At 76.1% G+C, this 26908-nt stretch carries 21 protein-coding genes; 14 read left to right on the forward strand and 7 right to left on the reverse strand.

Annotated features, from left to right (window positions below; genetic code table 11):
* Nucleotides 1–37: 37 nt before the first annotated feature.
* Nucleotides 38–3253, forward strand: a complete 3216-nt coding sequence (locus BM339_RS19560) for an acetyl-CoA carboxylase family protein (protein WP_075021761.1) — start codon at nucleotides 38–40, stop codon at nucleotides 3251–3253.
* On the opposite strand, the gene BM339_RS19565 is transcribed toward BM339_RS19560, so the two are convergent.
* Nucleotides 3186–4031 (reverse strand): ABC transporter ATP-binding protein, encoded by an 846-nt coding sequence (locus BM339_RS19565; RefSeq protein ID WP_024935271.1) that lies wholly within the window; start codon nucleotides 4029–4031, stop codon nucleotides 3186–3188. The genes BM339_RS19560 and BM339_RS19565 overlap by 68 nt on opposite strands.
* Nucleotides 4032–4116: 85 nt before the next feature.
* On the reverse strand, nucleotides 4117–4920 hold the full coding sequence (locus BM339_RS19570) for an SDR family NAD(P)-dependent oxidoreductase (protein ID WP_024935270.1): 804 nt from the start codon (nucleotides 4918–4920) through the stop codon (nucleotides 4117–4119).
* A 146-nt stretch (nucleotides 4921–5066) separates the two neighbouring features.
* Between BM339_RS19570 and BM339_RS19575 the strand changes: the two genes are divergently transcribed.
* Nucleotides 5067–7085 (forward strand): HelD family protein, encoded by a 2019-nt coding sequence (locus tag BM339_RS19575; protein ID WP_075021762.1) that lies wholly within the window; start codon nucleotides 5067–5069, stop codon nucleotides 7083–7085.
* On the opposite strand, the gene BM339_RS19580 is transcribed toward BM339_RS19575, so the two are convergent.
* Nucleotides 7080–7679 (reverse strand): TetR/AcrR family transcriptional regulator, encoded by a 600-nt coding sequence (locus BM339_RS19580; RefSeq protein WP_075021763.1) that lies wholly within the window; start codon nucleotides 7677–7679, stop codon nucleotides 7080–7082. The genes BM339_RS19575 and BM339_RS19580 overlap by 6 nt on opposite strands.
* Before the next feature lie 80 nt (nucleotides 7680–7759).
* Here BM339_RS19580 and BM339_RS47765 point away from each other — a divergent pair, with 80 nt between their 5' ends.
* From BM339_RS47765 to BM339_RS19595, 4 genes are all read left to right on the forward strand, one after another.
* Nucleotides 7760–8158 carry a nuclear transport factor 2 family protein gene (locus BM339_RS47765; protein ID WP_083597755.1) on the forward strand — a complete coding sequence of 133 codons (399 nt, stop codon included), beginning with the start codon at nucleotides 7760–7762 and terminating at the stop codon, nucleotides 8156–8158.
* A complete protein-coding gene (locus BM339_RS47770; RefSeq protein ID WP_083597756.1) occupies nucleotides 8155–8571 on the forward strand; it encodes a nuclear transport factor 2 family protein in 417 nt (138 codons plus the stop codon). The genes BM339_RS47765 and BM339_RS47770 overlap by 4 nt, the downstream gene beginning before the upstream one ends.
* A 127-nt stretch (nucleotides 8572–8698) precedes the next feature.
* Nucleotides 8699–9892, forward strand: a complete 1194-nt coding sequence (locus BM339_RS19590) for an acyl-CoA dehydrogenase family protein (protein ID WP_075021764.1) — start codon at nucleotides 8699–8701, stop codon at nucleotides 9890–9892.
* Nucleotides 9889–10962, forward strand: coding sequence for an acyl-CoA dehydrogenase family protein (locus tag BM339_RS19595; RefSeq protein ID WP_075021765.1), 1074 nt, complete (start codon nucleotides 9889–9891; stop codon nucleotides 10960–10962). The genes BM339_RS19590 and BM339_RS19595 overlap by 4 nt, the downstream gene beginning before the upstream one ends.
* A gap of 3 nt (nucleotides 10963–10965) precedes the next feature.
* On the opposite strand, the gene BM339_RS19600 is transcribed toward BM339_RS19595, so the two are convergent.
* From BM339_RS19600 to BM339_RS19610, 3 genes are read right to left on the reverse strand one after another with little or no spacing between them, the layout of a single operon-like run.
* Nucleotides 10966–11844 carry a 1-aminocyclopropane-1-carboxylate deaminase/D-cysteine desulfhydrase gene (locus tag BM339_RS19600; RefSeq protein ID WP_021597973.1) on the reverse strand — a complete coding sequence of 293 codons (879 nt, stop codon included), beginning with the start codon at nucleotides 11842–11844 and terminating at the stop codon, nucleotides 10966–10968.
* A complete protein-coding gene (locus BM339_RS19605) occupies nucleotides 11841–12485 on the reverse strand; it encodes an adenylate kinase family protein (RefSeq protein ID WP_021597974.1) in 645 nt (214 codons plus the stop codon). Before BM339_RS19605 ends, BM339_RS19600 begins: the two co-directional genes overlap by 4 nt.
* A gap of 14 nt (nucleotides 12486–12499) precedes the next feature.
* Nucleotides 12500–13054: a universal stress protein gene (locus BM339_RS19610; RefSeq protein ID WP_024935267.1), complete on the reverse strand. Its 555-nt coding sequence runs from the start codon at nucleotides 13052–13054 to the stop codon at nucleotides 12500–12502.
* A 150-nt stretch (nucleotides 13055–13204) separates the two neighbouring features.
* Between BM339_RS19610 and BM339_RS19615 the strand changes: the two genes are divergently transcribed.
* Nucleotides 13205–13702 (forward strand): XdhC family protein, encoded by a 498-nt coding sequence (locus BM339_RS19615; RefSeq protein ID WP_021597976.1) that lies wholly within the window; start codon nucleotides 13205–13207, stop codon nucleotides 13700–13702.
* Nucleotides 13703–13732: 30 nt separating this feature from the next.
* On the opposite strand, the gene BM339_RS19620 is transcribed toward BM339_RS19615, so the two are convergent.
* Entirely contained in the window at nucleotides 13733–17389 is a 3657-nt protein-coding gene (locus tag BM339_RS19620) for an nSTAND1 domain-containing NTPase (RefSeq protein ID WP_177287731.1), read from the reverse strand.
* Nucleotides 17390–17706: 317 nt separating this feature from the next.
* Here BM339_RS19620 and BM339_RS19625 point away from each other — a divergent pair, with 317 nt between their 5' ends.
* The 7 genes from BM339_RS19625 to pcaC all read left to right on the forward strand — a co-directional run bounded on the left by BM339_RS19625 (nucleotide 17707) and on the right by pcaC (nucleotide 26896).
* Nucleotides 17707–22248, forward strand: coding sequence for a tetratricopeptide repeat protein (locus BM339_RS19625; RefSeq protein ID WP_075021767.1), 4542 nt, complete (start codon nucleotides 17707–17709; stop codon nucleotides 22246–22248).
* A gap of 8 nt (nucleotides 22249–22256) precedes the next feature.
* Nucleotides 22257–23234: a sigma-70 family RNA polymerase sigma factor gene (locus BM339_RS19630; protein WP_021598605.1), complete on the forward strand. Its 978-nt coding sequence runs from the start codon at nucleotides 22257–22259 to the stop codon at nucleotides 23232–23234.
* Between the two features lie 123 nt (nucleotides 23235–23357).
* Nucleotides 23358–24023, forward strand: coding sequence for a protocatechuate 3,4-dioxygenase subunit beta (gene pcaH / locus BM339_RS19635; protein ID WP_021598604.1), 666 nt, complete (start codon nucleotides 23358–23360; stop codon nucleotides 24021–24023).
* Nucleotides 24024–24575 (forward strand): protocatechuate 3,4-dioxygenase subunit alpha, encoded by a 552-nt coding sequence (gene pcaG, locus BM339_RS19640; RefSeq protein WP_021598603.1) that lies wholly within the window; start codon nucleotides 24024–24026, stop codon nucleotides 24573–24575. It begins immediately after the preceding gene.
* Nucleotides 24565–25737 carry a 3-carboxy-cis,cis-muconate cycloisomerase gene (pcaB, locus tag BM339_RS19645; protein WP_083597757.1) on the forward strand — a complete coding sequence of 391 codons (1173 nt, stop codon included), beginning with the start codon at nucleotides 24565–24567 and terminating at the stop codon, nucleotides 25735–25737. The genes pcaG and pcaB overlap by 11 nt, the downstream gene beginning before the upstream one ends.
* A complete protein-coding gene (gene pcaD, locus BM339_RS19650) occupies nucleotides 25734–26510 on the forward strand; it encodes a 3-oxoadipate enol-lactonase (protein ID WP_075021768.1) in 777 nt (258 codons plus the stop codon). The genes pcaB and pcaD overlap by 4 nt, the downstream gene beginning before the upstream one ends.
* Entirely contained in the window at nucleotides 26507–26896 is a 390-nt protein-coding gene (gene pcaC, locus BM339_RS52490; RefSeq protein ID WP_021598600.1) for a 4-carboxymuconolactone decarboxylase, read from the forward strand. The genes pcaD and pcaC overlap by 4 nt, the downstream gene beginning before the upstream one ends.
* Nucleotides 26897–26908: the final 12 nt, after the last annotated feature.

The raw sequence follows: 26908 nt of genomic DNA on the forward strand, positions 1-26908 counted from the left end.
TGGGGGCTCGGCGGCTCAGGCGAGGTGGGGAGGCCGGGTGGGCGGGATCCTTGTGGCGAACCGGGGGGAGATCGCGCTGCGGGTCGTCCGGGCCGCGGCGGAGCTGGGCCTGCGGACGGTCGCCGTGCACACCCGCGACGACACCGGCTCCCCGCACGCCCGCCGCGCCGACGCGGTCCGGCCCCTGCCGGGCGAGGGCGTCGCCGGCTACCTGGACGCCGACGCGCTCATCGCCGCCGCGAAGGAGACCGGTGCCACGGCCGTGCACCCCGGATACGGGTTCCTGAGCGAGAACGCGGAGTTCGCGGCGCGCTGCGCCTCCGCCGGGCTGACGTTCACCGGCCCCCGCCCGGAGCTGCTGGAGCTGTTCGGCGACAAGGCCCGGTCCCGGGACCTCGCACGCGCGGCGGACGTGCCCGTCCTGCCCGGCACGGGCGGCGCGGTGAGCGCGGCGGAGGCCGAGGCGTTCGCCCGCGAGCACGGCCCCGTCATGCTGAAGGCCCTCGCGGGCGGCGGCGGGCGCGGCATGCGCGCCGTCACCGATCCCGCCGGCGTGGCCGCGGCGTACGAGCGGTGCCGGTCGGAGGCGCTCGCCTCGTCCGGCGCCGGCGACCTGTTCGCCGAGAAGTACGTGCCGCGCGCCCGCCACGTCGAGGTGCAGATCGCCGGAGACGGCACCGGCGCGGTCACCCACCTGTGGGAGCGCGACTGCAGCGTCCAGCGGCGCCACCAGAAGCTGATCGAGATCGCGCCCGCCCCCGCGCTGCCCGCCGGCGTCCGGGACGCGCTGCTGGACGCGGCGCTGCGGATGGCCGCCCGGGTCCGCTACGACGGGCTCGGCACCTTCGAGTTCCTCGTCGCCGGCGCGGAGTTCTGGTTCCTGGAGGCCAACCCGCGGCTCCAGGTCGAGCACACCGTCACCGAGGAGATCACCGGCGTCGACCTGGTGAAGACGCAGATCAGGCTCGCCCTGGGGGAGGACCTGGCGGCCGTCGGCCTGGCCGCTCCGCCGCCGGCGTCGGGCTGCGCCGTCCAGGTGCGGGTCAACACCGAGACGATCGGCGCGGACGGCACGCCCCGGCCCCGGGCGGGGACGCTGACCGCGTTCGCGCCGCCGTCGGGGCCGGGTGTCCGCGTCGACACCTGCGGCTACGCGGGCTACCGCACGAGCCTGCGCTACGACCCGCTGCTGGCCAAGGTCGTCGCCCGCGCGGAGGACCTCCCGTCCGCGGCCGTCCGCGCGCACGGCGCGCTCGGCGAGTTCGAGATCGCGGGCGTGGCGACGAGCATCCCGCTCCTGCAGGGCGTCCTGCGCCACCCCGGCTTCACGGCCGGCGGCGCCGACACCTCCTTCGTCGCCGAGCACCTGCCCGAGCTGCTGGAGAGCGAGCACCGCCGCTACTACGTCGAGACGGCCCGGGACGCGGCCGAGCCCGAGGCCGCCGCCGCCCCGGACGCCCCTCCCGGCACGGTCGCCGTCCCCGCCCCGATGCAGGGGACGGTCGTGAGCGTCGAGGTGGCGGAGGGCGACCTCGTCCGGTCGGGGACACCCGTGCTGATCCTCGAGGCCATGAAGATGGAGCACGTCGTGCGCGCCGGGGAGCCGGGCATCGTGCGGGCCCTCGCCGCCGCGCCCGGCGACACCGTCGCCGAGGGCGCGCCGCTGCTGTTCGCCGAGCCCGCCGAGGCGGACGGCGACCACGCCGCCGAGGACGCCGGGACCGACCTCGGCCTGATCCGCGCCGACCTCGCCGAGGCGCTGCGCCGGCACGGGACCGGCCTCGACGCCGCCCGGCCCGAGGCGGTCGCGAAGCGGCACGCGCGCGGCCACCGCACCGCGCGGGAGAACATCGGCGACCTGTGCGACGCGGGCACGTTCACCGAGTACGGCGCCCTCGCCATCGCCGCCCAGCGGCGGCGCCGGTCCCTGGACGACCTCATCGAGCGCACCCCCGCCGACGGCATGGTCTGCGGCATCGGGGAGATCGACGGCGCGCGGGCGGTCGTCATGTCCTACGACTACACGGTCCTGGCCGGGACGCAGGGCCACCAGAACCACCGCAAGACCGACCGGATGCTCGACATCGCCCACCGCCGCCGCCTGCCGCTGGTGCTGTTCGCCGAGGGCGGCGGGGGCCGGCCCGGTGACACCGACACCTCCGGCATCTCCGGCCTGGACGTCACGACGTTCCACGCCATGGGGCGGCTCAGCGGCGTCGTCCCGTCCATCGGCATCGCGAACGGGCGCTGCTTCGCCGGCAACGCGGCCCTCCTCGGCTGCTGCGACGTGATCATCGCGACCCGGGACGCCAACATCGGCATGGGCGGCCCCGCCATGATCGAGGGCGGCGGCCTCGGCGTGTTCGCCCCCGAGGAGATCGGCCCGATCGGCGACCAGGAGCCCAACGGCGTCGTCGACATCGTCGTGGAGGACGAGGCGGAGGCCGTCGCCGCCGCCCGCCGCTACCTCTCCTACTTCCGCGGGCCGGCGGACGGCTGGGAGTGCGACGACCAGCGGATCCTGCGGCACGTCGTCCCGGAGAACCGGCTGCGCGCCTACGACGTCCGGCGCGCGGTCGCCCACCTCGCCGACCGCGGCTCGGTGCTCGAGCTGCGCCGCGCCTTCGGCGTCGGGATCATCACCGCGCTGGTCCGGGTCGAGGGCCGCCCGATGGGCCTGATCGCCAGCGACCCGGCGCACCTCGGCGGCGCGATCGACCGCGACGCCGCCGACAAGGCCGCCCGGTTCCTCCAGCTGTGCGACGCGCACGGCCTCCCGGTCGTGTCGCTGTGCGACACCCCCGGCTTCATGGTCGGCCCCGACGCGGAGAAGACCGCCACCGTCCGCCACTTCAGCCGGCTGTTCGTCATCGGCGCCAACCTGCGCGTCCCGATTATCACGATCGTCCTGCGCAAGGGCTACGGGCTCGGCGCGCAGGCCATGGCGGGCGGCGGGTTCAAGGCGCCGCTCGCGACCCTCGCGTGGCCCACCGGCGAGATCGGCGGCATGGGGCTGGAGGGCGCCGTCCGGCTCGGGTTCCGCAAGGAGCTGGAGGCCGCCGACGATCCGCGGGCCCTCTTCGAGGAGATGGTCGCCGCCGCCTACGAGTACGGCAAGGCCCTCCACGCCGCCACGGTCTTCGAGCTGGACGACGTGATCGATCCCGCCGACACCCGCCGCTGGATCACCGCCGCGCTGGCCGAGGCCCCGCCCCCGCCGGAGCGTCCCCGCCGGTGGATCGACACCTGGTGACGGGCCGCCCGTCCCGGTAGGCGTCCTTCACCCGGGGGTCGGCGCGGACCTCCGCCGGCGCGCCCGCCGCGATCACCCTGCCGCCGTCCAGGACGAGGAGGGCGTCGCAGACGCCCAGCACCGGCTCCAGCTCGTGCCCGGCGAGCAGGATCGTGAGGCCCTCGGCCGCCAGGTCGCGCAGCAGGACCTCAAGGGCGCGGGCGTTCCGTTCGGGCAGGTCCTGCCACGGCTCGTCCAGCAGCAGGACGGCCGGCTCGGTGGCGAGGGCCCGCGCCAGGTCCATGAGCCGCGCCACGCCGGGCGGTGCCGAGCGCGCGCTCTCCCCGGCGTACTCCTCGATGCCGACCCGGGTGAGGAGCGCGTCGGCGCGCCCGGCCGCGTCCCGGCGGGCCTCCCACCGGAAGCGCCACCGGTCGCGCGCCGTCCGGCCCGGATACCCGCGGGTCATCGCGTGCCTCGCCGCGGCGGCGCGCACGGTCTCCCGGACGGTCGAGGCCCCGGCCCGCCGGGGCCGCTGGAACGTGCGGGCGATGCCGCGCCGGGCCCGCTCGCGCGCCGCGCTGCCGGTGAGGTCGGCGCCGCCCAGGTGGACGGTGCCCGCCACCGGCCGCCGCAGCCCCGTGATGACGTCGCAGAGCGTCGTCTTGCCGGCGCCGTTCGGGCCGATCAGACCGGTCACCGTGCCGGGCGGCGCGGCGAGCCCGGCCCCGTCGACGGCCGTCAGCCGGCCGAACCGGACCGTCACGTCGCGGACCAGCAGGCCCTCTGCGGCGGCCATCGCACCTCGCGGCTCGTGTGATGTGGGTCACCAGGGGCTCCACACCCTACTGACGGGCGAGGGCGGCGGCAACGGGGCGGCAGGGTCAGGGCGCCGGGGGCTCCAGCCGCTCGCGGGTCCACTCCTTGACCCCCGCGACGAACGCGTCGACGTCGGCGGCCTTGCCCGACGCCATCTCGGCGAACCAGTCCGGCACGTACCGCTCGAACCGCCCGCTCTCCAGGACGCCGAGGACCGCGTCGGCCACCTCCCGCGGCGGCAGGGCCTCCGAGACGTCGCTCAGCGGCTCCTCGTTGCCGGGCAGGGTGAACAGCTCCGTGCCGGCGATCAGCGCGGGCTGGATCACGTGGACGTGCACGCCCGTCCCGTCCAGGTCGACCGCCATGCTCTCCCAGAACGCCGTGAGCGCCGCCTTGGCCGCGCCGTAGGCGGCCTCGTGCGGCGGCCCGAGCCGCGCCGCGACCGAGCCCATCGCCACCAGGTGGCCGCGGCCGCGCGCGACCATGCCGGGCAGCAGTGCGAGCGTCAGCCGCACCGGGGACAGGTAGTCGAGCCGCATCACGTCCTCGACCTCGGCGGAGGTGAGGTCCTGGACGCGGCGCCGCTTCGGCATCGCCGCGTTGTTCACCAGCACGTCGACGCCGCCGAACGCGCGCTCGACGTCCGCCGCGAGATCGGGGACCGCGTCCAGGTCGGAGAGGTCGGCCGTCCACATCGCCGAGCCGGGGGAGTGCTCGCGGCAGCGGGCGAGGACCTCCTCCAGCCTGTCCTTGCGCCGCGCGACCAGCCCGACCCGCGCCCCGGCGGCGGCGAGCGCCTCCGCGACGACGGCCCCGATGCCGGACGAGGCTCCCGTGACCAACGCGGACCGCCCGGTGAGTGTCAGCATGCCGCTCAAGGTCACACAGCCCGGCCCCGCGCGGCAAGGCGCAGCGCCGTCCGCCCCGCACGTCGCTCCGCCGTCCGCGCCCGCGGCGGTCCGGTAAGGTCGTGGGTTCGCCCTCTTCCACCCCTCGCCGCAGGAGGTCTGCCCGCATGCCCGCCGAGCCCGCCGAACCCAGCGAGTCCGCGGTCCTCGCCGCCGAGCGCGCTCACCTCGCCGAGTCGCGCGCCGCGCTGCGCCGGATGCGCGAGCACGCGAACAGCCTCACCGCCGACGTCGCCGCCGACTGGGTGTCCCGGCAGTTCCTGGAGTCGCTGCTCGACCAGCGGGTCGCCGCCCTCGCCGACCACCCGGACACCCCGCTGTTCTTCGGCCGGATGGACCGCGACGGCGACGGCGGCCCCGACCTGCCCGCCGTCATGTACGTGGGGCGGCGGCACGTCCACGACGGCGCCGACGGCCGCCCGCTCGTCCTGGACTGGCGCGCCCCCGTGGCGCGGGCGTTCTACCAGGCCGGGCCGGCCGACCCGATGGGCTGGCGGCTGCGGCGCCGCTTCGGGTTCCAGGCCGGCGAGCTGACCGCGTTCGAGGACGAGCCCCTGGACGGCGGCGACCTCGGCCCGTCCCGCATCCTCACCGAGGAGATCGAGCGGCCCCGCACCGGGCCGATGCGCGACATCGTCGCCACCATCCAGCCGGAGCAGGACGTGCTCGTCCGCGCCGACCTGGCCGGCACGGTGTGCGTGCAGGGCGCCCCCGGCACCGGCAAGACGGCCGTCGGCCTGCACCGCGCCGCCTACCTGCTGTTCACGCACCGGGAGCGGCTGTCGCGGTCGGGCGTCCTCATCGTCGGGCCGAACCGGGCGTTCCTCGCCTACATCTCGGCGGTGCTGCCAGCGCTCGGCGAGGTCAGGGTCGAGCAGGCCACGATCGACGACCTGCTCGGGGAGCCGCTGGGAGAGGAGCCCGCGGCCGTCGCCGCCGCCAAGGGCGACGCGCGGATGGCGGACGTGCTCCGCAGGGCGCTGTGGCTGCACGTCCGCAAGCCCGAGGAGGGCCTCGTCGTCACCCGGGGCGCCGCCCGGTACCGGCTCGCCGACCACGAGGTCCGCGAGATCGCCGCCGGCCTGCGCGGGACGACCCGGTACGGCTCCGGGCGCGCGGTGTTCGCGCAGCGGCTCGCCCACCAGATCCTCGTCCGGATGGAACGGCGCGGCGAGGCGCCCGACGACCGCGTCCAGGACCAGGTCGCGCGCAGCAAACCCGTCAAGCAGGTCCTGGACGCGGTGTGGCCGAAGGTGACCGCCGAGCAGGTGCTGCACCGGCTGCTGTCGGACGGGGAGTTCCTCGCGAGGGCCGCGAAGGGCGTCCTGGACGCGGACGAGCAGGCCGCGCTCCGGTGGGAGAGGCCCGCGCGCTCGCACCGGTCGGCCCGGTGGACCGCCGCCGACCGGGCCCTGCTGGACGAGCTGAACGACCTCATCGAGCGCACCGCCTCGCTGGGCCACCTGGTCGTCGACGAGGCGCAGGACCTCTCCGCGATGCAGCTGCGGGCCCTCGGACGCCGCTGCGCGACGGGCTCGGCGACCGTCCTCGGCGATCTCGCGCAGGGCACCACCCCGTGGTCGGCGCGGTCGTGGAAGGAGGTCCTCGCCCACCTCGGGCAGGACGGGGAGGTCACCGAGCTGACCCTCGGCTTCCGCGTCCCGGGGACCGTCCTGGACTTCGCCGCCCGGCTGCTCCCGCACATCGCGCCCGGCCTGGAGCGGCCGCGCTCGCTGCGCCCCGGCGCCGGCGCGCTGGCCGTGCGCCGCGTCCCCGACCCCGCCGCGGCCGCCGCCGAGGCCGCCCGCGAGGCCCTCGCCCGCGCCGGCTCGGTCGGGCTGATCGTGCCCGACGCGCGGGCCGCGGCGCACGCGGCGGCGCTGGGGGCGGCCGGGCTGGACCACGAGGTCCTCGGCGCCGCCTCCGACGGCACCGGACGGCTGCTCGTCGTCCCGGCGACGCTCGCCAAGGGCCTGGAGTACGACCACGTCATCGTCGCGGAGCCCGCCGCCATCGCCGCCGCGGAGGAGCGCGGCCTAGCCCGCCTCTACGTCGTGCTCACCCGCGCCGTCACGTCCCTCACCGTCCTGCACCGGGAGGGGCTCCCGGCGGAACTGGCCTCATGACGCGGGGGCGGGCGGCGCGGTGGCCCGGCCGTCGCGCGGGCGCAGGCCGTCGAAGGCGATTCGCAGCACGTCGTCGCGGGCGCCGGCGCGGCCGGCCGCGTAGGACATCCCGGCCAGCAGTGCCATGACCTCGCCGGGGCCGACGTCCGCGCGGACGGCGCCGGCCTCCTGCGCGCGTCGGAGCAGCACGCCGACGGCCGCCCTCAGCCCGGGCCCGGCCCGGCCGGTGGCGGCGCGGGCGTCGACGCCCGCCTCCGCCAGCGCCTCGGTGACGGCCTGCTTGGCCGTCGCCTGCGCGACGACCCGCGAGAAGAAGCCGAAGAACGCGGCGCCGGGGTCGCCGGCGGCGCACAGGTCCTCCGCCTCCGCCGCGAGCCGCTCCAGCAGCGCGACGAGGACCGCCTCCAGCAGCGATTCCTTGGTCGGGAAGTGCCGGAACACCGTCCCGATCCCGACCCCCGCCTTCCGCGCGACCTCCTCGGTGGAGGCCGAGGTCCCCTGGACGGCGAAGACCTCCTCGGCCGCGGCGAGGACCTTCGCGCGGTTGCGCTGGGCGTCCGCGCGAAGGGGCCTGCCGGACGGCGGTGATGTCATCGCGGCCTTCCGTTGACAAGTGGAGTTGTCGCTCCGTATTTTCTCATGCGGAGCACGTACTCCGATTGTAGGGGAGAGCCATGTCCGAGTTCGCCAGCCCCCGGGCCGTCTTCCAGCGGCTGATCGACGGGATCACCGCCCGGCGGCCCGAGGGGCTGCCGCAGCTGTACGCGCGGGACGCCGTGGTCGTGCACCCGTTCGCCCACCCCGCCTCGCGCCTGGAGGGCCGCGAGGCGCTGCGCGAGCACTTCGCCCGGCTGACGACGTGGCCGATGGAGCTCGAGGCGCGCAACGTCGTCGTCCACCAGACCGCAGACCCGGAGGTCATCATCGCGGAGTTCGAGTACCAGGGCCGCAACACCGAGACGGGGCGCGAGTTCGTCGTCCCCAACATCTTCGTCCTCCGGGTGCGCGACGGGCACATCGTCGAGTCCCGCGACTACGCCCACCACCGGGCGTTCGACGAGGCGATGGCATGACGCGCCCCGCGCCCGCGTCGCCCCGCGAGGTGTTCGCACGGCTCAGTGAGGGCATCTCGGCCGGCCGCTGGGACGAGCTGGCGGCCTTGTACGCCGAGGACGCCGTCGTCGAGCAGCCGTTGGCGCCCCCGCCCGCGCCGCCGCGCCTGGAGGGGCGCGCGACGCTCGACCGGCACTTCCGCGCCGCCGGCGCCGGGCCGCTGGAGCTGCGCGTCCGCGACGTGGTGGTGCACGACACCGCCGATCCGGAGGTGATCGTCGTGGAGTACGGCTACGACGGCCGCGTCGCCACCACCGGCCGGACGTTCACCGTCGCCAACATCCTGGTGCTGCGGATCCGGGACGGCCTCATCGTGGAGTCCCGCGACTACCACGACCACCCGGGGCTGGCGCGGGCGCTGGCACCTGGCTGATCCGGCCGCTCGGGCGGTTGACTCGCCGTCCCGGCGGTTCCTAGGCTGGACCGATCATACCGACCGGTTGGTATGTTCGTTGCGGGTGGCCCGGCCGCCACCCTCGCCACGCGCGGAGGTTCGCCCTGTGAGCACAGCACCGCCCGACGCCGACGAGCTGAGCAGGCGGGTCGGCGAGTTCCTCGCCGCACACGACCCCTCGGTGACAGAGCCCCTGGAGTTCCTGCGCGCCCGGTTCGACGCCGGGCTCGCCTGGGTCCACTACCCCGAAGGGCTCGGCGGGCTCGGCGCCCCGCGGCACCTGCAGCCCGCCGTCGACCGCCGGTTCGCCGAGGCGGGCGCGCCGGCCAACCACCCGGAGCGCAACGGCATCGGGCTCGGCATGGCGGCCCCGACGATCCTGGCGTTCGGCACCGAGGAGCAGAAGCGCCGCTTCCTGCGCCCGCTGTGGACCGGCGAGGAGCTGTGGTGCCAGCTGTTCAGCGAGCCCGGCGCCGGCTCCGACCTCGCCGCGCTCGCCACCCGCGCCGTCCGCGACGGCGACGCCTGGACGGTCGACGGGCAGAAGGTCTGGACGTCCATGGCCCACGAGGCCCGCTGGGCGATCCTCGTCACCCGCACCGACCCGGGCGTCCCCAAGCACCGCGGCATGACCTACTTCGTCTGCGACATGACCGCGCCGGGCGTCGAGGTCCGGCCGCTGCGGCAGATCACCGGCGAGGCCGAGTTCAACGAGGTGTTCCTCACCGGCGTGCGGATCCCCGACGGGCACCGGCTCGGCGAGGTCGGGGAGGGCTGGCGGGTCGCGACGACGACCCTGATGAACGAGCGGGTCGCGATCGGCGGCAGCGCCGCGCCGCGCGAGAGCGGCATGATCGGGGTGGTCGCCGGGCTCTGGCGGGACCGTCCCGAGCTGCGGACCCCGGCACTGCACGACGCCCTGCTGCGGGCGTGGGTGGAGACCGAGGCGGCCCGGCTCACCGGGGCGCGGCTGCGCCAGCAGCTCGCCGCCGGGCGTCCCGGCCCCGAGGGGTCGGGCGCCAAGCTGGCCTTCGCCAGGCTCAACCAGGAGGTGTCCGGCCTGGAGCTGGAGCTGCTCGGCGAGGACGGCCTGCGCTACGACGACTGGACGATGCGCCGCCCCACCGAGGTGGACTTCACCCGCCGCTCGCCCGGCTACCGCTACCTGCGCGCTAAGGGCAACTCCATCGAGGGCGGCACCTCGGAGATCCTCCGCAACATCATCGCCGAGCGCGTCCTCGGCCTGCCCGGCGAGATCCGCGTCGACAAGGACGTGGCGTGGAAGGACCTGCCCAAATGAGCGACCTGCTGTACGGCGAGATCGAGAACGATCTGCGTGCGAGCGTCCGCGACGTGCTCGGCGACAAGGCCCCCTGGACCTCCGTCCTCGCCGGCACCGAGAAGGACGAGCCGTACGACGCGGATCTGTGGCGGGCCGTCGCCGGGCAGCTCGGCTGCGCCGGGCTGCCCGTCCCCGAGGGCCTCGGCGGCGCGGGGGCCACGTGGCGCGAGACGGCCGTGGTCATGGAGGAGCTGGGCCGTTCCGCCGCGCCCGTCCCGTTCCTGACCAGCTCCGTGATCGCCACCGCCGCCCTGCTGGCCGCCGGGGAGCGGGACCTGCTCGCGCGGCTCGCGGCGGGGGAGCGGATCGCGGTCCTGGCCGTCCCGTTCAGCACCGGACCGGGCGAGGCCGCCGAGACCGTCCGAGTGGAGGACGGGACGCTGACCGGCGAGGTCACCAGCGTCGCCGACGGCATGGCCGCCGACGTCCTGCTCGTCCCGGCCGGCGGCGCGCTCTGGGCGGTGGACGCCGGCGCCGCCGGCCGCACCGCGGTGACCTCGCTCGACATGACCCGGCGGCTCGCCGACATCACCCTGTCGGGCGCCCCCGCCCGCCGCGTCGCCGAGGGGACCGGTGCCGTGCGCACGGCCCTGCTCACCGGCGCGGCGCTGCTGGCGTCCGAGCAGCTCGGCCTCGCCGAGCGCTGCCTGGACGACACCGTCGCCTACGTGAAGACCCGGTACCAGTTCGGCCGCCCGGTGGGCTCCTACCAGGGCCTCAAGCACCGGCTCGCCGACCTGTGGACGTCGGTCACGCAGGCCCGCGCGGTCGCTCGCCACGCGGCGTCGTGCGTGGCCGCCGGCGACGAGGACACGCCGATCGCGGTCGCGGTCGCCCAGGCCCACTGCTCGGCGGTCGCGGTCGAGGCGGCCGAGGAGTGCGTGCAGATGCACGGCGGCATCGGCTTCACCTGGGAGCATCCCGCGCACCTCTACCTCAAGCGGGCCAAGGCCGACTCCATCGCCCTCGGCACCCCCGACCGGCACCGCGCCGCCCTGGCCGCGCTGGTCGACCTGCCCCCGGCCTGACGCTCAGCCGGACGGTCCCGCGCCGCCGGCGGGGCCGTCCGGGCGGCCGGTGAGGACGGCGAGGATCCGCGTCCCCTCGGGAAAGGCGCCCCGGCCGGCCAGCGCGAACAGCCCGGCCATCATCTTCGCCGTGTAGATCCGGTCGAGGACGATCCCGTGCCGCTCGGCGAAGTCGCCGATGAAGGCGTCCAGCTCCGGGGTCCTCCTGGCGTAGCCGCCGAAGTGGAAGCCGTCCTCGACGTGCCAGGTCCCGCGCCGCCCGCCGTAGGTCTCGCGCTGGAGGCGCTCGACCTCGCCCTCCATGAAGCCGCCCTTGAGGACGGAGAACCCGACGGCGCGCCGGCCCGGGGCCAGGCCGGCGGCGAGGCCGGCGAGGGTCCCGCCCGTGCCGCACGGGCAGCACACGACGTCGAAGCCAGGGACCTCCGCCCCGAGTTCCGCGCAGCCACGGACGGCGAGGGCGTTGCTCCCTCCCTCCGGCAGGAGGTAGAAGTCGCCCCATTCCCGCCGGAGCGCGGCGATGACGTCCGGTTCGTCTTTGCGCCGGTACGTGCCGCGGTCCATGTAGGTGAGGCGCATGCCCATCCGGGCGGCGTAGGTGAGCGGGTCGTTCAGCGGCAGGTGCTCCTCGCCGCGGACCACCCCGATCGTCGCGAACCCGTAGATCCTGCCGGCCGCCGCCGCGGCACGGAGGTGGTTGGAGTAGGCGCCGCCGAACGTCAGGAGCGTCCCGTGCTCGCGCGCGGGACCGATGTTGTGCTTGAGCTTGCGCCACTTGTTGCCCGGCAGCTCCGGGTGGACCAGGTCGTCCCGCTTCAGGAACAGCCGCAGGCCGCGCCGTGCCGCGCGGTCGTCGTCCAGCTCCAGGACCGGCGAGGTCATCGCGGCATCGGCAGGCCGAGCCTCTCCCGGATCTCGCGCTGCACCTCGTCGATGCCCGGCCGCGCGTCCACCGTGACCACGTACTCCTTGCGGCCGAACAGCTCCAGGATCGGGTCGGTCCTCTCGTGGTAGTCGCGCATCCGCTCGGCGAGCGCCTCCTCGGTGTCGTCCTCGCGGGGGACCAGCCCGCCCCCGCACACGTCGCAGCGCCCCTCCACCGTCGGGCGGTCGGCGATCAGGTTGTAGTCCATCCCGCACCGGGAGCAGAGCCGGCGCGCCAGCGCGCGGCGGCGGACCTCCGCGTCCGGCAGGTCGAGGTGGATCACCCCGTCGATGTCGTAGCTCTCCAGGAAGAACTCCGTCTGCCGGCGGCTGCGCGGGAACCCGTCGACGACGAACCCGTAGTTCCAGTCGTGCTGGTCGAGCCGCTCCCGCACGACGCTCTCGGCCAGGTCGTCCCCCACCAGCTCCCCGGCCGCCATGATGCGCCGCACCTGCGCGCCCAGCTTGGTGTGGTTCTTCACGTGCCAGCGGAAGACGTCACCGACGCTGATGTGCACGATGTCCAGGTCCCGCGCGAGCAGCTCCGACTGCGTCCCCTTGCCGCTGCCGACCGGGCCGATGATGACGTACTTGCGCATGGTCGGCCGCCTGGTCAGAGCGGGAGGCGCAGGCGGCGGCCGAGCCTGCGGAACCGCGAGTCGGGGGCATGACCGGGCGCCTCGCCCGTCGCGGTCAGGCTCTCCAGCAGCGTGTCGAACGCGGGCGGGCGGACGCACACCAGCGTCGCGCGGGCCCTGCGGGCGCAGTGCAGCCGCACGGACGGCCGCAGCAGCCTCGAGAACGGCCCCCGCGCCCCGTGCCCGACGACCAGCAGGTCGTCCTCGCCGGCCAGCCGGACCAGGGTGGCCCCCGGCTCCCCGACGAGCGCCAGCGCGGTCATCTCCACGCCGTCGGGCGGTCCGTCGCACACCTCCGTCAGCAACCGGGCGATGAGCTCCGCCCCGGACGCGCGCAGCGCCTCGGTGATGCCGCAGCCGAGCTGCCCCGCCGCCGACACGTGCGGGGGCAGCGGCGCGGCGTGCGCGACCAGCAGCGGCAGCCGGCGCAGCCGCGCCTCGCCGATCGCCCAGGACAGCGCGCAGCGCGCACCCGCGGAGTCGTCCACCCCCACCACGACGCGGGGGCCGCCCTCCGGTCTCGCGATCACGGTCGGTCCCTCCTGTGGCCGCCGGGTGACAGCAGTCTAGACAGAAGGCATACCCGTTCCAGCGCCGAAGTTCTACGTTCTGGAAACACCTGTTTGCGATAAGGCGTGGCCCCTGGACCGGCCGCCGCCGCGCGGGGCAGACTTTCCGGTATGGCCACACCGCACGCAGCCGACCCCTCCTGCGACGTCGCGCACGGCGACGTCCCGCCGCCCTCCGAGGAGCGGACGCTGGTCGCGGTGTTCGCCGGCGCGGTCGCCGACCACCTCCTGCGCTACGGCGCCGACCTCGGCTACCGGTCGTTCCTCGTCGACCCCGACAAGTCGCGCGAGGGGGCGACCGACCTCCCGCCGCTGGACGCCACGGCCGACGTCGTCGTGACCGACCACCACCGGCCCGAGCTCGGGCCCGTCCTGCGCGACGTGCTGACCCAGCCCGTCCGGTGGGTCGGCGTCATGGGCAACCCCCGGCACCCGGCCCCGCACATCCCGGCCCTCACCGAGCTCGGGGTCCCCGCCGCCGACATCGCCCGCGTGCACCGCCCGATCGGCCTGAACATCGGCTCCCGGACCCCGGCGGAGATCGCCGTCGCCACCCTCGCCGGCCTGATCGCCGACCGCAACGGCCGCCCCGGCGGCTTCGAGTTCTAGCAGTGCAGACCTTCCAGCAGTGCGAATTCTCTAGCAGGGCGGGTCGTAGGGCTTGGACGGCAGGTGGCGCCGCCACTCCGCCTCGGTGACCGGCGTCCCCGCCACGGCGCAGATCTGCGCCGCGACCCGTTCCGGGTCCATGTCCCACAGCCTGACCTCCCGGCCCACCCCGGTCGTCACCAGCAGGGGCCGGCGGGAGTCGGCCACGTCGAAGTACAGCGCCTCGGCCGAGCCGGTGAGCGTCGCCGGCGCCGACGGCCGGGACGGCTCCGAGACGTCCCACAGCCAGACGGTCCCGTCCCCGGCCGCGGCGGCGAGCACGCCGCCCGGGCCGTGGGCCAGCGAGTAGATGTAGTTCGTCGGGCCGCGCAGCCGCCGCGGCAGCGGACGCGGGCGGGAGCGGTCGGCGAGGTCCCACAGGATCACGGTGTTGTCGGCGCCGGCGGTTGCCATCGTGCGGCCGTCCGGGCTGAAAACCACGGTGAACACGTAGTTCTCGTGCTCGGTCAGGGCCCCTCCGAGCCGCGCCGGGTGCCGCGGGTCGGACACGTCCCACAGCAGGACCTCGTTGTCGGCCGTGCCGTAGGCCAGGGTGCGGCCGTCCGGGCTGAACGCGGCCTGGTACGCGTAGTTGGTCGCGCCGGCCAGCACGGCCAGGCGCACCGGCCCGCGCGGGTCGCGGACGTCCCACAGCCACACCTTCGCGTCGTTGCTCGCGACGGCGAGGAGGCGGCCGTCCGGGCTGAAGGTGAGCCCCTGGACGAGGCCGGCGGGGCCGGTGAGCCGCGCGGGGATCGCGGCGGGGCGGCCGGGGGAGCGCACGTCCCACAGCTGCGTCGGGCCGCCGACGCCGCCGATGGCGAGCGTGCCGGCGTCCGGGCTCAGCGCCGCCGCCCCCGACGCCCGGCCGTCCCCGGCCGCGTGCCGGATCACCGGCCCGAGCGGCGCGGGACGGCGCGGGTCGGCGACCGACCAGAGCCGCGCGGTCCCGTCCTGGCTCGCGAGCGCGAGGACGCGGCCGTCGCGGCTCAGCCCCGCGGCGAAGATCCCGGCGCCGGGCCCCTGGACGACCGGGCCGGGCAGGTCCCAGATCCTGGCGGTGCCGTCCGCCGCGGCCGTGGCGAGCGCGCCGGACGGCAGGAACACCACCGCCGTCACCGGACCCGGGTGCGGCAGCGAGGTGCGCGGGCTCCCCCCGGCGAGGTCCCAGACCCAGACCCGGCCGTCCGAGCTCGCGGCGGCCAGCGACCGGCCGTCCGGCGCGAACGCGACCCCGTTGACCCATCCCTTCGGGCCGGTCAGCGGCTCGCCGGACGGGACGGCCCGCGCACCGGACACGCGCCACAGCCGGACGTTCCCGTCGGCGTTGCCCGCCGCGAGCGTCCTCCCGTCGCGGCTGAACGCCACGGCGAACACGGTCTTCGAGCCCGCCTTCAGGGGATCGCCGGCGGGCTCGCGGCGGACCATGTCCACCAGCCGGACCGTCCCGTCTTCGAACCCGACGGCGAGCGTCGTCCCGTCGGGGCCGAACGCCGCGGTGTGGGCGGCGGCGCCGCCTTCCAGGAGGATCCGGCCACCGGCCTCCGGACGGGCCGGGTCCCAGGACCGGACCGTCCCGTCGGCGCTCGCGGCGACGAGCGTCCTCCCGTCCGGGCTGAACGCCACCGCGTACACGGTGGAGCGCGGTCCGGTGAGGGCTCGGGAGGCCCCGCCGATCCGCCTCAGCATGACCGTCCCCCCGCCGCCGCCGTCCGCGACGGTCCGGCCGTCGGGGCTGATCGCGACGCCGTACACGGTGTCGCGGTGCCCGCCCAGCGGCTCGCCGATCGGCGCGGGGCGCCCGCGTTCGGCGATGTTCCACAGCCGCACGGCGCGGTCCGCGCCGCCGGTCGCGAGCGTGCGGCCGTCCGCGCTGACGGCCACCGACTGCAGGACGCCGCGCGGTCCGGCGATCCGGGTCACCGCCGGGCCCGCGTAGGACTCCAGCAGGGCGGAGCGGGCCTCCGGAGTGGGCGACACCCGGTACGCGGCCAGGGCGGTCTGGGCCGCGAGCGCGACGTCCTTGCCGCGCAGCTTGCCGGACTCGACCGCCACCTGCCGCGACACCGCCTCGTCGCGCTGCTCGTCGGCGGCGCGCCGCTGGCTCACCGTGACCGCCGCCAGCCCGAGCGCCAGCAGCGACACGACCGACAGGACGGCGATCAGCCGCCGCCCGCGCCGCACCAGCCGGCGCAGCGCCCGCGCCTCCGCCTCCCGCCGGCGCACCGACTCCCGCAGGAACCGGATCTCCAGCTCGTTCAGGCCGGCTCCGCGCCGCGGGTCGGCGGCCAGCTCCTCGCTCTCGGCGAGCCACACCCCGCGCAGCAGCGTGCCCGGGTCGCGGCCGGACTCCTCCCACGCCTCGGCCGCCGCGGTGAGCCGGCGGTGCGCGCGCAGCCCGGCCCGGTCGGTCTCGACCCACGCGCGCAGCCGCGGCCACGCGGCCAGCAGCGCTTCATGGGCGATCTCGACGCCGTCGGCGCGCGCGGTGACGAGCCGTTGGTCGACGAAGCGGGCGAGGACGGCGCTCGTCCCGTCCCCGAGCTCCCGCTCCGCCACCCGCCGCCGCGTCACCCCGGTGTCGCCGGTGAGGTGCACCAGCCGCAGGAACAGCCTCCTGGCGATCTGCCGCTCGGTCTCGCCGAGGTCCCGGTAGGCCTCCTCGGCGGTGGCGGCGACGGCCCCCTGGATCCCGCCGCTGTCCCGGTAGTCGGCGATCGTGAGCATGGCGTGCCGCCGCCGCTCCCACGTCGACAGCAGGGCGTGCGACAGCAGCGGCAGCGTTCCCGCGTCGTGGGCGGCGCCGGGCGCGGCTCCCGGCGCCGGGCTCACCTCGCGCAGCAGCAGGTCGACCAGGCCCGGCTCCAGCTCCAGCCCGGCCCGCTGCGCCGGCATGACGATCGCCCGGCGCAGCTCGTCCTCGTTCATGGGGGTCACGAGCACCTGGCCGGTCTGGAGCACCTCGGCGAGCCCCGGATGGCGCAGCGCCCGCCCGTAGAAGTCGGCCCGGAGCGCGAGGACGACCGCGGCGGGGAGCTCCAGCAGCCCGGCGATCAGGTCCTCCTCGCCGGCTCCGGCGCGATCGGCGAGGATCTCCTCGAGCTGGTCGACGGCCAGCACCGCGGGGGCCCGGGCGCGCAGCGACGCCAGCGCGCCGGCGTCGATCTCGCCCGCCGTGTGCAGGACGGCGCCGGCCTCGTCCCGCAGCGCCGGGATCAGCCCGGCCCTGATCAGCGACGACTTCCCGGCGCCGGACGGCCCGACGACCACCAGGGCGCCCTTGCCGCCGAGGCCCCGGACGCGCTCCAGCAGGGTGGCTGTCAGGGCCTCGCGCCCGAAGTACCAGCCGGCGTCCTCGGCCTCGAAGCGGGCGAGGCCGCGGTAGGGGACGACCGCGGGACGGCGTCCCGGCGTCCGGCGGACCCGGCGCAGCGCGTCCAGCCAGGACTCGGCCTCGGCGCCGGTCACCCCGCAGGCCCGCAGCAGCGCCGGGAGCCGGTCGGGCCGCGGCGGCGGCAGGTGGCGGCCGGCGAAGTAGTCCCCGGCGCTCGCGTCGGGGATCCCGGACGCCCGCGCGACCTGCCGGACGGTCAGGCCCGCGGCCTCCCGGAGCAGGGTGAGCTGTGCCGCGAAGTCCTGCCGGGTCACGATCCGCCGGGGATCGGGTCCGCCAGTCCCGTTTCCTGCCGGGTTGCGCGCCGCCATGTGCACCCCCGAGGTGAGCCCGGTGCCGTCCGCCGCACCGATTGACACACGGAGTCAGACGCCTGTCTGGGGCGGATGACACACATCGTCCGCTCCCGGCCACGACTCTCCGTGCCCGGGTGGCGGGGGTCGCGTGACGGCCGCTGTACGGGCTTGTACGGGCATTCCGGGCGCCGTTGTCATCGCCGCAGGCCGGGCGGTCTGCTGAGGAGGACCCCGCTCATGACAGGTGAGGCCGCACCCGGCCATGAGGAGGCGACGTGATCGACGCCACGGACCCCGACGACGGCGCGGAGACGGCGCCGGACAGCCCGCACGCCCCGGTGCCCCGCCCGGCCGCCTGCTTCCACGACCAGGTCCACGCCGACGACATCGTCGCCGGCGACAAGATCGTGCACTATCCGGCGCCGCGGTTCGCGCCGCCGATCCGGCAGCTCCCCGCGGCGCCCCGCGACTTCGTCGGGCGGGAGGACGAGCTCGCGGTGCTGGACGCCGCCTTCGCCTCGGCCCGGGAGGCCGGCTCGGTGACCGTGGCCCACATCCACGGGATGGCGGGCGCGGGGAAGACCGCGCTCGTCCTGCACTGGGCCCACCAGCACGCGGACCGCTTCGAGGACCAGTTCTTCCTGGACATGGGCGGGCCGGCCGCGCGGACGCCCGGACGGGCGCTGCGGCGGTTCCTGGAGGACCTCGGCGTCGCGGCCCGCGACATCCCGTCCGACGAGGCCCGGTGCGCCGCGCTCTTCCGCTCCCTGGTCGCCGTCCGCCGCGTCCTCGTCGTCCTCGACGACGCGGCGGACGCCGACCAGGTCGTGCCGCTGGTCCCGGGCGGTGCCGGATCCCTCGTCGTGGTGACCGGGCGGACGCGGCTGGAGGCGCTGATCGCCCGGTTCGGCGCCGTCTCGATCCCGGTCGGACCGCTGTCCATCGCCGACTCGTGGCGGCTCCTCGCCCGGCTGCTCGGCGGCGAGCGCAGCAAGGAGGAGCCGCGGGCGATCGCCGACCTCGCGGAGTCCTGCGCCCGGCTGCCGCTGGCGATCAGGATCGCCGCGGTCGGGCTGGAGGCGGGCCCCTTCGACTCCGTCGCCTCCCTCGTCGGGGAACTGACGTGCGGGGGCAGGCTGGACGCGCTGGTGCTCGACGGCGATCCCGAGCTCGCCCTGCGCTCCGCCTTCGACCTGTCCTACGACAACCTGACGCCCCGCGAGCAGGCCGCGTTCAGGCTGCTCGGCCTCATGCGCGGCCTCGACTTCGGCGCCGAGAGCCTCGCCGCGCTCCTGGCCGTGACCGTCCGGGAGGCCCGGGGCGTCCTTCGGGGCCTCATCCGCAAGCACCTCGTCGAGCCGGGCACGGCCGGCCGGTTCCGCCTGCACGAGCTGCTGGCGGAGTACGCCGCGGAACGGCTCGCCCGCGAGGACCGGCCGGGGGCCGAAGCGGCCACCGGGCGGCTCCAGGACTGGTACCTGGCCCGGCTGCGCGAGGCCGCCAAAGCGATCGCGCCCACGGCGGTCGGCCCCGCGTCCGGGGCGGCGGGGGGAACCCCGCGCCCGGCCGAGCCGGAGCTCGCCTGGTTCGAGCGGGAGCGGGCGGCCGTCGTCGCCGTCGCCCGGCGGGCGGCCGAGGGCGCCGGGCCGCACCTGGCCTGGCAGTTCGCCGACGCGCTGTTCCAGCTGCTCAGGCGCGACAAGCACGCCGCCGACAACCTGGCGGTCCACCGGCTCGGGCTGGCCGCGGCGCGGGCCGCCCGGGACCGGCACCCCGAGGCGCTGATGCTCGACCAGCTCGCCGTCGTCCACTGCGACGCCGGGGACCACGTGGAGGCCGCGAAGGAGGCCAGAGAGGCCTACGAGATCTTCACCGAGCTCGGCGACCACCGCCGGGCGGGCTGGGCCCTCAACACCCGCTCGCGCGTCGAACGCCAGTGCTCCCGCTACCAGGAGGCCCTGGAGTACGGGGAGCGGGCGCTCGCCGTCCTGACCCGGGAGGGCGACCGGCAGGGGATCGGCCAGGCACTGGAGCAGATCGCGCAGGTGCACTGGCGGCTCGCCCACTACCGGACCGCGCTGCGCCACGCCCGCGAGTCGCTGCGCGTCCACCGGGAGCTGGGCGGCGGCGCGGGCGAGGCCGACGCCCTGGAGATGATCGCCCGCATCCTGCGCCGGCTCGGCCTGACGGGCCACGCCCTCCGCTACGCCGAGCGGGCGCTCGCGGTCCGCCGCCGCCTCGGCGACCGCCGCGGGCAGGGCGCGGTCCTCGACGGGATGTGCCGCGCCCTGCGGCGCGGCGGGCGGTTGAAGGAGGCGCTGGCGTGCGCGCGGGAGTCGGTCGCCGTCCGGGAGGACATCGGCGACCTCACCGGACTCGCGGTCAGCCTGCTCGGGCGCGCGCAGGTCCTGGAGAACCTGGGGGACTGCCCGGCGGCCTTCGACGACGCCTCCCGCGCCCTGCGGATCTGCCGGGACGTCGGCGACCTGTACGGGGAGGCGGAGTCGCTGTGCACCATCGCGGTCTTCCACCACGACTCCGGGCAGTACCAGGCGGCGATGAGGCACGCCCGGCACGCCCTGGCCATCAGGAAGCGGATCGGGGACGAGCACGGCGTCGCCTCCGTGCTCAACCTCATCGCCCTCGTGGAGCGGCGGCTCGGCCGGCACGCCGACGCCCGCCGCGACGTCGAGTCGGCCCTCGCCCTCCAGCGGAGGATGAAGGCCGGCTCCGGGCTCGGCAGGACGCTGAACAACCTGGCCGAGATCGAGCGCAGCGCCGGCCGGTACGGCGAAGCCCTCGTCCACGCCCGCGCGGCGCTCGAACGGCACACCCGCAAGGGCGCCGGCCGCGCCGCCCGCATCGGCCAGGGGGAGAGCCTCGCCACCATCGCGCGGATCCAGTGCCGGATGGGCGATCACAGGGCGGCCCGGCGCCACGCGGAGGAGGCGCTGCGCCTCCAGCAGAACACCGGTGACCGGCCCGGCCAGGGCGTGACGCTCGACGTCCTCGCCCGGCTCGGGATACGCACCGGCCGGTACCGCGAGGCGGCCCAGCACGCCAAGGAGTCGCTGCGGATCCGGCGCGAGATCGGCGACCGCCGCGGGGTCGCCGAGAGCATCGCCAAGATCGCGCTCGTCCGCTGGCACCAGAGCCGCTACGACGAGGCCCTCGCCCGCGCCGAGGAGGCCCTGGCGATCCAGCGCGAGATCGGCGACCTCGCCGGGGCCAGCCACGCCCTGTACGTCCTCGCCCGCATCCACGCCCGCACCGCGCGCTACGCGCGGGCCCGCGAGTGCGCCCAGGAGTCGCTGGAGATCTGCCGCCGGACCGGTGACCGGCACGGGGAGACCGATGACCTGCTCACGCTCGCGCACATCGACCGCAGGCAGGCCCGGTACGCCCGCGCGCTGCGGACGACCCTCGGCGTCCTGGACGCGAAAAGGGAGATGGACGACCGCGCCGGGGAGGCCGAGGCGCTCACGCTGATCGGACGGCTCCAGGAGCACCTCGGCCACCACGGCGAGTCGCTCGCGCGCCTGGGCGAGGCCCTCGCCATCCAGCGGGCGGCGTGCGACCGCTACGGCGAGGCGGAGACCCTGGAGGCCATCGGGTTCGTGCACTACCGGCTGGCCGACTATCCGGCGGCCCGCCGCGTCCTGAAGAGCGCGCTGCGGATCGAGCGGGCCATCGGCGCGCCGGCCGCCGAGGGCAGGACCCTCACCCTCCTCGCCAGGGCGTGCCGGCGGCAGGCCGCGCTCCGGGCCGCCGTCCGGCACGCGCGCAGGGCCATCAAGATCGAGCGCAGGATCGGCGACCTCGACGCCGAGAGCGCGGCCCGCGACGTCCTCGCCGGGGTCTACTACGTCCTCGCGCGGTACCGGAAGGCCCTGCGCCACGCCGGCCTCGCGCTGCGCATCCGCACCGAGACCGACGACCGGCCCGGCCAGGCGGAGAGCCTGGACACCCTCTCGCGCGGCCACCGCAGGCTGGGCCGCAACGACCGCGCCGTCGGCCTCGCCGAGCGGGCGCTCGGCCTGCACCGGGAGATCGGCGACCGGCGCGGCGAGGCCGACAGCCTGAACACCCTGGCCCACGCCAGGTGGCGGCTCGGCGAGGAGGAGGCCGCCCTCGCCGCGGCCCGCGCGGCGCTGCGCCTCCACCGCGAGACCGCCGACCAGTACGGGGAGGGCGAGGACCTCGACCTGCTCGCCCGCATCCACCGCAACGCCGGGCGGTACTCCGAGGCGCTCGAACACGTGACCCGGGCCCTGGCGCTCCGCCGCGAGATCGGCGACCGGCGCGGCGAGGGGGACAGCCTGAACACCATGGCCCGGCTGAAGCGGCGGCTCGGCGACACCGGCGAGGCGCTCGGCTACGCGCGCCGGGCGCTGGCCATCCGGTACGAGATCGACGACCGGCGCGGCGCGGCCGACACCCTCGACAACATCGCCCGGGCGCACTCCGACGCCGGGGACCACGAGGAGGCCCGCCGCCACGCGCTGCGCGCCCTGGAGATCCAGGCCGGCATCGGCGACCGGTGGGGCCGCGGCCTGAGCCTGCTGCTCCTCGGCCGGATCCACCTGGCGCTCGGCCGGCCCGAGGAGGCGCGCGAACATCTCGCGCGGGCGGAGATCGTCTGCCGCCGGACCGGTGACCGGACCTCGGCCGGCGAGGCGCGGAGCCTGCTGGAACCGCTGCTCGGACGAGGTGCCGGGCGTACCATCGAAGGCGTTGCACGTGTTCTGTCGGTGGGGTCGCCTACGGTCGGGGGCGACGGGGCCCGCCGTCCGGGCGATACCGCCGAGCAGAGGTGACGACCACCATGGCGAACAGCACCATAGAGACAGACCGCGACTTCCAGGAACTCGCCGATCCGTACCGGCGCGAGCTGCTGGCGCACTGCTACCGGATGCTCGGCTCGATCCACGACGCCGAAGACCTCGTGCAGGAGACCTACCTGCGCGCCTGGCGCTCGTACGGCGACTTCGAAGGGCGCTCCTCGCTGCGGACGTGGCTGTACCGGATCGCCACGAACGTCTGCCTGACGGCGATCGACCAGCGCGGCCGGCGGCCCATGCCGACCGGGCTCGGCGGGCCGAGCGACGAGCCGGAGCGGCCCGTCGTGGCCTCCGACGAGGTGCCCTGGCTGGAGCCGGCCCCTGACGACGTCCTCGGCGCCGACGCCACCGACCCGGCCACGATCGTCGCCGCCCGCGAGAGTACCCGGCTGGCGCTCGTCGCCGCCCTGCAGCACCTGCCCGCCAAGCAGCGGGTCGTGCTGATCCTGCGGGACGTGCTGAAGTGGAAGGCCGCCGAGGTCGCCGAACTGCTCGACACCTCCACCCCCGCGGTGAACAGCGCGCTGCAGCGCGCGCGGGCGCAGCTGGAGGAGCACGCCCCCGTCCGGGACGAGCTGGTCGAGCCCTCCGACCCCGACCAGCGCGACCTGCTGGAGCGCTACGCCAAGGCGTTCGAGGACGCCGACATCACCGGGCTCATCGAGCTGTTCAAGAAGGACGTCGTCTGGGAGATGCCGCCGTTCCCCGAGTGGTTCGTCGGCGCCGACCACGTCGTCCGCCTCATCATCGCCCAGTGCCGCCCCGCGCCCGGCGACATCAGGATGGTCCCGGCCGCCGCGAACGGGCAGCCGGCGTTCGGGATGTACAAGCTCGACGAGAACGGCGTTCACAGCCCGTACCAGCTCCAGGTGCTCAGCATCACGGGCGACGGCGTCGCGCACGTCTCGGTGTTCTTCGACACGAGCCTGTTCTCCCTGTTCGGGCTGCCCGAGCGGCTCTGATCACGCCTCTTCCCTTCCGCTGACCGGAAACCCGGTGACGGGGCACCCGGTGCCGGCTGCCAGTGTGGTGGGCGGCGGTCCCGTGGGTACCGTCGCCGAGCGGGAACAGAAGGGAAAGAGCGCATGACGCATCCGCCGTACCTGTACCCGGGCTACAAGAGCACCGTGCTCCGCGCGCCCTCGCAGGAGCTGATCATGCCGAAGCTCGGCCCGGACAGCGTCGAGCTGACCTCCCCGGTCTTCGGCCACCAGGAGCTCGGCCGGCTGGACGAGGACCTCACCGTGCAGCACAGCGGCGAGCCCCTCGGCGAGCGGATCATCGTGACCGGGCGGGTGCTGGACGGCGCCGGGCGCCCGGTGCGGAACGCCCTCGTGGAGGTCTGGCAGGCGAACGCCGCGGGCCGCTACAACCACCTCGGCGACATCCACCCCGCGCCGCTCGACCCGAACTTCACCGGGGCCGGGCGCTGCCTGACCGGCGACGACGGCCGCTACCGGTTCGTCACGATCAAGCCCGGCGCCTACCCGTGGGGCAATCACCACAACGCCTGGCGGCCCGCGCACATCCATTTCTCGGTCTTCGGCACCGCGTTCACCCAGCGGCTCGTCACCCAGATGTACTTCCCCGGCGACCCGCTGTTCGCCTACGACCCGATCTTCCAGTCGATTCCGGACGAGAAGGACCGGGAGAAGCTGGTCTCCCGGTTCGACATGGACACCACCGTGCCGGAATGGGCGCTCGGCTACCAGTGGGACATCGTCCTCGGCGACACCCCGATGGAGGCCTGAATGAGCACGCCTTCCCTCACCACGCCGTCCCAGACGGTCGGCCCCTTCTTCGGCTACGCGCTCCCGTACGCGGCGGGGCCGGAGGTCGTCCCGCCCTGGCGGCCCGACGCGGTCCGCATCCGCGGGCGGGTGCTGGACGGCGCGGGCGCGCCGGTGCCGGACGCGCTGCTGGAGATCTGGCAGGCCGACGGGGACGGCGAGATCCCGCGGCGCCCCGGCGGGATCGCACGGGCCGGGCACGGGTTCTCCGGTTTCGGCCGGTGCGCCACCGACGCGGCCGGCGGCTACTGGTTCAGCACCGTCAAGCCCGGCGCGGTCGGCGACGGCGCCCCCTACATCGCCGTGCTGGTCTTCGCCCGGGGGCTGCTCAAGCCCGTCTTCACCCGCCTGTACTTCCCCGAGGACGAGGCCGCCCACGCCGGCGACCCGCTGCTCGGCGCCGTCCCGGAGGACCGCCGCGGCACCCTGGTCGCCGAACGCGAGGGCGAGCGGGAGTACCGTTTCGACGTGCGCCTGCAGGGAGAGGGGGAGACGGTCTTCCTTGGCTTCTGAGGAGCGCGGCCCGGCGCCGGACGCGGGGCTGCTGTCCCCCGTCCGGGCGGGCACGGAGGCGGAGGCCGCCACGAGCGACCTCGCCTACCTGACCGCGATGCTGGACGCGGAGGCCGCGCTGGCGCGCGCGCAGGCCCGCCTCGGGATCATTCCCGGCGGTGCCGCCGAGGCGATCACGGGGGCCGCCGAGGCGGGCCGGTTCGACCTCGCCGGGATCGCCGGCCGGGCGCGCGCCTCCGGCAATCCCGTGGTGCCGCTGGTCGCCGACCTGCGGGTGCTCGCCGGAAGCGCCGGCGAGCACGTCCACAAGGGCGCCACCAGCCAGGACATCCTCGACACCGGCGCCATGCTCGTCGCGGCCCGCACGCGGCGCGTGGTCCTCGCCCACCTCGACCGGGCCCTGGACGCGCTGGCCGGGCTCGCGGCGCGGTACCGCGACACCCCGATGGCGGCGCGCACGCTCGGCCGCCAGGCGCTGCCGACGACGTTCGGCGCCAAGGCCGCGGGCTGGCTCCTCGGCTGCCTGGAGGCCCGCGAGCGGCTGGCCGCGGCCGTGCTGCCCGTCCAGCTCGGCGGTCCCGCCGGGACGCTCGACGCGTTCGGGGACCAGGGGCTCGACCTCGTCGCGGCCTACGCGGAGGAGACGGGGCTGGCGCGCCCCGTCCTGCCGTGGCACACCCGCCGCACCCCGGTCGCCGGCCTCGGCGCGGCGCACGCGCTGGTCGCCGGCGCGCTCGGCAAGATCGCCACCGATGTGTGGCTGCTGGCGCAGAGCGAGGTCGCCGAGGCCGCCGAGGGCGCGGGCGGCGGCTCGTCGTCGATGCCGCACAAGCGCAACCCGGCGCGGTCCGCGCTGATCCGCTCCGCGGCCCTGCAGGTTCCGGCGCAGGTCCAGGTGATCCTCGCCGCGCAGGCCGCCGCGCACGAGCGGCCCGCGGGGGAGTGGCACGCCGAGTGGCAGCCGCTGCGCGAGTGCCTGCGCCTCACCGGCGGCGCCGCCGAGACGGCCGCCGAGCTGCTGGACGGCCTGGAGGTGTCCACCGAGCTGATGCGGGCCGACCTGGACGACCTGCTCGACGTCCTCGGCGGCGACCCCGGGCCGGGCGCCGCCGCCGTCCTCGTCGGCCAGGCCCTCGACGCCTACCGCAGGAGCCGCACATGACCGCCGCGCCGCCGCGGTACCGCCTGGACGGCCCGCCGGACGCGCCCGTCGTCGTCCTCGGCCCGTCCCTCGGCACGTCCACGGACCTGTGGCTGCCGCAGCTGCCCGCGCTGACCCGCGAGTGGCGCGTCCTGCGCTACGACCTGCCCGGGCACGGCGGCGCGCCCCCGCCGGACGGGCCGGTGACCGTCGAGAGCCTCGCCGACGGGATCGCCGCGCTCCTGGACGGGCTCGGCGTGGGCCGGGCCGCCTATGCCGGGGTGTCCCTCGGCGGCGCGGTCGGGACGGCCCTCGCGCTGCGCGCCCCGGAGCGCGTCGCCGGGCTGGTCCTGTGCTGCACCTCCCCGCGCTTCGGCGATCCGGGGCCGTGGCGGGAACGGGCCGCGCTCGTCCGCCGGGAAGGCGTCGGCCCGGTCGCCGACACGGCGGCGGGACGCTGGTTCACGCCGTCCTTCACCGGGGCGGAGCCGTACGTCGAGATGCTCCGCGCCACCGCCCCGGAGGGCTATGCCGCCTGCTGCGACGCGCTGGCCGCGTTCGACGCGACCGCGCGCCTCGGCGAGATCTCCGCGCCCACGCTGGTGATCGCCGGGGCGCAGGACGGCCCCACGCCGCCGGAGGGCCACGCCGCGCGGCTCGCCGCCGGGATCCCGGGCGCCCGGCTGACCGTGATCGAGGGCGCCGGGCACCTGGCGAACGCGGAGCGCCCGGCGGAGGTCACCGCGGCGATCACCGCGCACCTGGACCGCGTCCGGAGGGGAGCAGGCCGATGAGCGAGGGCATGACCGACGAGGGGCGCCGTGCGCGGGGCATGCGGACGCGCCGCGAGGTCCTCGGCGACGCGCACGTCGACCGCGCCGAGGCCCGCAAGGACGAATTCACCGCCGACTTCCAGGACATGATCACCCGGTACGCGTGGGGCGAGATCTGGACCCGCCCGGGTTTGGACCGCAAGACCCGCAGCTGCATCACGCTGACCGCGATGGTCGCCGGGGGCCACCTGGAGGAGCTGGCCATGCACGTGCGCGCAGCCCTGCGCAACGGCCTCACCCCCGACGAGATCAAGGAGGTGCTCCTGCAGACGGCGATCTATTGTGGAGTACCCGCCGCGAACTCGGCCTTCGCCGTCGCCCAGCGGGTACTCACCGAGCAGGAGTGACGGGCGGGAGCC

Origin of the sequence: Actinomadura madurae (assembly GCF_900115095.1) — a bacterium.
Lineage (GTDB): Bacteria > Actinomycetota > Actinomycetes > Streptosporangiales > Streptosporangiaceae > Spirillospora > Spirillospora madurae.